Annotated in this window: 1 protein-coding gene, 2 tRNA genes and 2 rRNA genes (1 of these 5 cut by a window edge); 4 read left to right on the top strand and 1 reads right to left on the bottom strand. The window is 48.9% G+C overall.

From position 1 onward, the window contains the following. The coding region (locus FND99_RS20270; RefSeq protein WP_211356649.1) for a hypothetical protein at positions 1-338 on the bottom strand (338 nt) is incomplete at its 3' end. Positions 339-452: 114 nt separating this feature from the next. Here FND99_RS20270 and FND99_RS20100 point away from each other — a divergent pair. The 4 genes from FND99_RS20100 to FND99_RS20085 form a co-directional block, all read left to right on the top strand. Further along, a 16S ribosomal RNA gene (locus FND99_RS20100) occupies positions 453-1966 on the top strand. Positions 1967-2094: 128 nt separating this feature from the next. After that, positions 2095-2168, top strand: a tRNA-Ile gene (locus FND99_RS20095). Positions 2169-2276: 108 nt separating this feature from the next. Further along, positions 2277-2350, top strand: a tRNA-Ala gene (locus tag FND99_RS20090). Positions 2351-2497: 147 nt separating this feature from the next. Continuing rightward, positions 2498-3164 (top strand): 23S ribosomal RNA (locus tag FND99_RS20085) (it continues 2213 nt past the right edge of the window). Together the 16S and 23S rRNA genes with 2 tRNA genes alongside form the textbook arrangement of a ribosomal RNA operon.

Below are 3164 nucleotides of genomic sequence, written 5' to 3'. Positions count from 1 at the left end.
CGAAAAAGTCTTGTATAACTGAATAAAGGTTCTACTTTTGCACCCGCAACAGCGAAGGCGTTCATCGAAATACTGGCAGGGAGGAAGAATCGGGAGGGAAGAAATTTCCAAAAAAAAAGATTCGGAAAAGCTTGCGAGATTTGAAAATGCTTTCTACATTTGCACCCCGCAAAACAGGGAAAGTTCATTGGGATACTGGAAGGAAGACGAGAAAAATGAAGCGAAAAAAAAGTTTCAAAAATTTTCAAGTTTTTCTTGCGAGAAACAAAAAGAAGTTTTAGTTTTGCACCCGCTTTGAGAGACAAGCGAAAGACAAAAAAAAAAACGTTCGTAGACATATTGAATTGACAGCCGTCTCGTCCAAAAGACGGGACAAAAAGAATAAGAGCAGTAGAATCGCAGGATTCGAAAAAGAACCGATAGTGAAGCATCGTAATATAATATAAAAATATACGATGAAGAGTTTGATCCTGGCTCAGGATGAACGCTAGCGGCAGGCTTAACACATGCAAGTCGAGGGGTAGAGGCTTTCGGGCCTTGAGACCGGCGCACGGGTGCGTAACGCGTATGCAATCTGCCTTTCACAGAGGGATAGCCCAGAGAAATTTGGATTAATACCTCATAGCATCATGGAAGGGCATCCTTTCATGATTAAAGTCACAACGGTGAAAGATGAGCATGCGTCCCATTAGCTAGTTGGCAAGGTAACGGCTTACCAAGGCTACGATGGGTAGGGGTCCTGAGAGGGAGATCCCCCACACTGGTACTGAGACACGGACCAGACTCCTACGGGAGGCAGCAGTGAGGAATATTGGTCAATGGGCGCAAGCCTGAACCAGCCATGCCGCGTGCAGGATGACGGTCCTATGGATTGTAAACTGCTTTTGTACGGGAAGAAACACTCCCTCGTGAGGGAGCTTGACGGTACCGTAAGAATAAGGATCGGCTAACTCCGTGCCAGCAGCCGCGGTAATACGGAGGATCCAAGCGTTATCCGGAATCATTGGGTTTAAAGGGTCCGTAGGCGGTCTTGTAAGTCAGTGGTGAAAGCCCATCGCTCAACGGTGGAACGGCCATTGATACTGCAGGACTTGAATTACTGGGAAGCAACTAGAATATGTAGTGTAGCGGTGAAATGCTTAGAGATTACATGGAATACCAATTGCGAAGGCAGGTTGCTACCGGTGGATTGACGCTGATGGACGAAAGCGTGGGTAGCGAACAGGATTAGATACCCTGGTAGTCCACGCCGTAAACGATGGATACTAGCTGTTGGGGGCGACCTCAGTGGCTAAGCGAAAGTGATAAGTATCCCACCTGGGGAGTACGTTCGCAAGAATGAAACTCAAAGGAATTGACGGGGGCCCGCACAAGCGGTGGAGCATGTGGTTTAATTCGATGATACGCGAGGAACCTTACCAAGGCTTAAATGCAGACCGACCGATTTGGAAACAGATCTTTCGCAAGACGGTCTACAAGGTGCTGCATGGTTGTCGTCAGCTCGTGCCGTGAGGTGTCAGGTTAAGTCCTATAACGAGCGCAACCCCTGTTGTTAGTTGCCAGCGAGTCATGTCGGGAACTCTAACAAGACTGCCAGTGCAAACTGTGAGGAAGGTGGGGATGACGTCAAATCATCACGGCCCTTACGCCTTGGGCTACACACGTGCTACAATGGCCGGTACAGAGAGCAGCCACCTCGCGAGGGGGAGCGAATCTACAAAGCCGGTCACAGTTCGGATCGGAGTCTGCAACTCGACTCCGTGAAGCTGGAATCGCTAGTAATCGGATATCAGCCATGATCCGGTGAATACGTTCCCGGGCCTTGTACACACCGCCCGTCAAGCCATGGAAGCTGGGGGTGCCTGAAGTCGGTGACCGCAAGGAGCTGCCTAGGGTAAAACTGGTAACTAGGGCTAAGTCGTAACAAGGTAGCCGTACCGGAAGGTGCGGCTGGAACACCTCCTTTCTAGAGCCTCGAATGTTGGTGCTTGCACACGTTGGGGAAAGAAGATGCGGACCGAACGGGTCTTGGTCCTGTATTGTATTGCTCTTGCTGTCGATTTAAAATAATGATAAAAAACTTAAGTAAAACAGAGTCTCGTAGCTCAGCTGGTTAGAGTACTACACTGATAATGTAGGGGTCGGCAGTTCGAGTCTGCCCGGGACTACTATTTGACTTAAAAAGAAGGAAATTCTGGAAGCTGGGATTCACCAAAGAAATTAGAGAAGAATTAAGAAATCTAAAATCTGAATTCTACAATCTAGGATTGAAAAATGGGGGATTAGCTCAGCTGGCTAGAGCGCCTGCCTTGCACGCAGGAGGTCAACGGTTCGACTCCGTTATTCTCCACGAATCTGCTTGAAGGAGCAGATAAAAGTTCATTGACATATTGGGATAAGAAAATAATAAGAAAGTAGAAAGCGTTTTTTGTTATGGTAGCAATACATATAATAAAAAACAAAAAAAAACGGTCTCGTTTTGAAAACGAGATTGGTACAATAAGCAAAATAAGGGCGCATGGGGGATGCCTAGGCTCTCAGAGGCGATGAAGGGCGTGATAAGCTGCGAAAAGCTGCGGGGACGAGCACACATCGACCGATCCGCAGATACCCGAATGGGGCAACCCGCTATGCTGAAGGCATAGCACACCGATAGGTGGGCAAACCCGCTGAACTGAAACATCTAAGTAGGCGGAGGAGAAGAAAACAAAAGTGATTCCGTAAGTAGTGGCGAGCGAACGCGGATTAGCCCAAACCGGACATGTTACGGCATGTTCGGGGTTGTAGGACCGCGACATTTCATGCACAAGGAACCGGAAGCTTCTGGAAAGGAGCGCCATAGAGGGTGACAGCCCCGTACGGGCAACGAGTGTAATGGATAGCGGCATCCTGAGTAGGGCGGGGCACGTGAAACCCTGTCTGAATTCGGCGGGACCATCCGCTAAGGCTAAATACTCCTGAGAGACCGATAGTGAACCAGTACCGTGAGGGAAAGGTGAAAAGAACCGTGAATAACGGAGTGAAATAGATCCTGAAACCATGCGCCTACAAGCGGTCGGAGCCCTTTAGTGGGGTGACGGCGTGCCTTTTGCATAATGAGCCTACGAGTTAACGTTGCCGGCAAGGATAAGTGGTTAAGCCATGGATCCGCAGCGAAAGCGAGT

Source organism: Flavobacterium daemonense (genome assembly GCF_007341385.1).
Lineage (GTDB): Bacteria > Bacteroidota > Bacteroidia > Flavobacteriales > Flavobacteriaceae > Flavobacterium > Flavobacterium daemonense.
The sequence above is the reverse complement of the archived record's forward strand: the minus strand, read 5'-3'. Positions and strand labels throughout refer to the sequence as shown.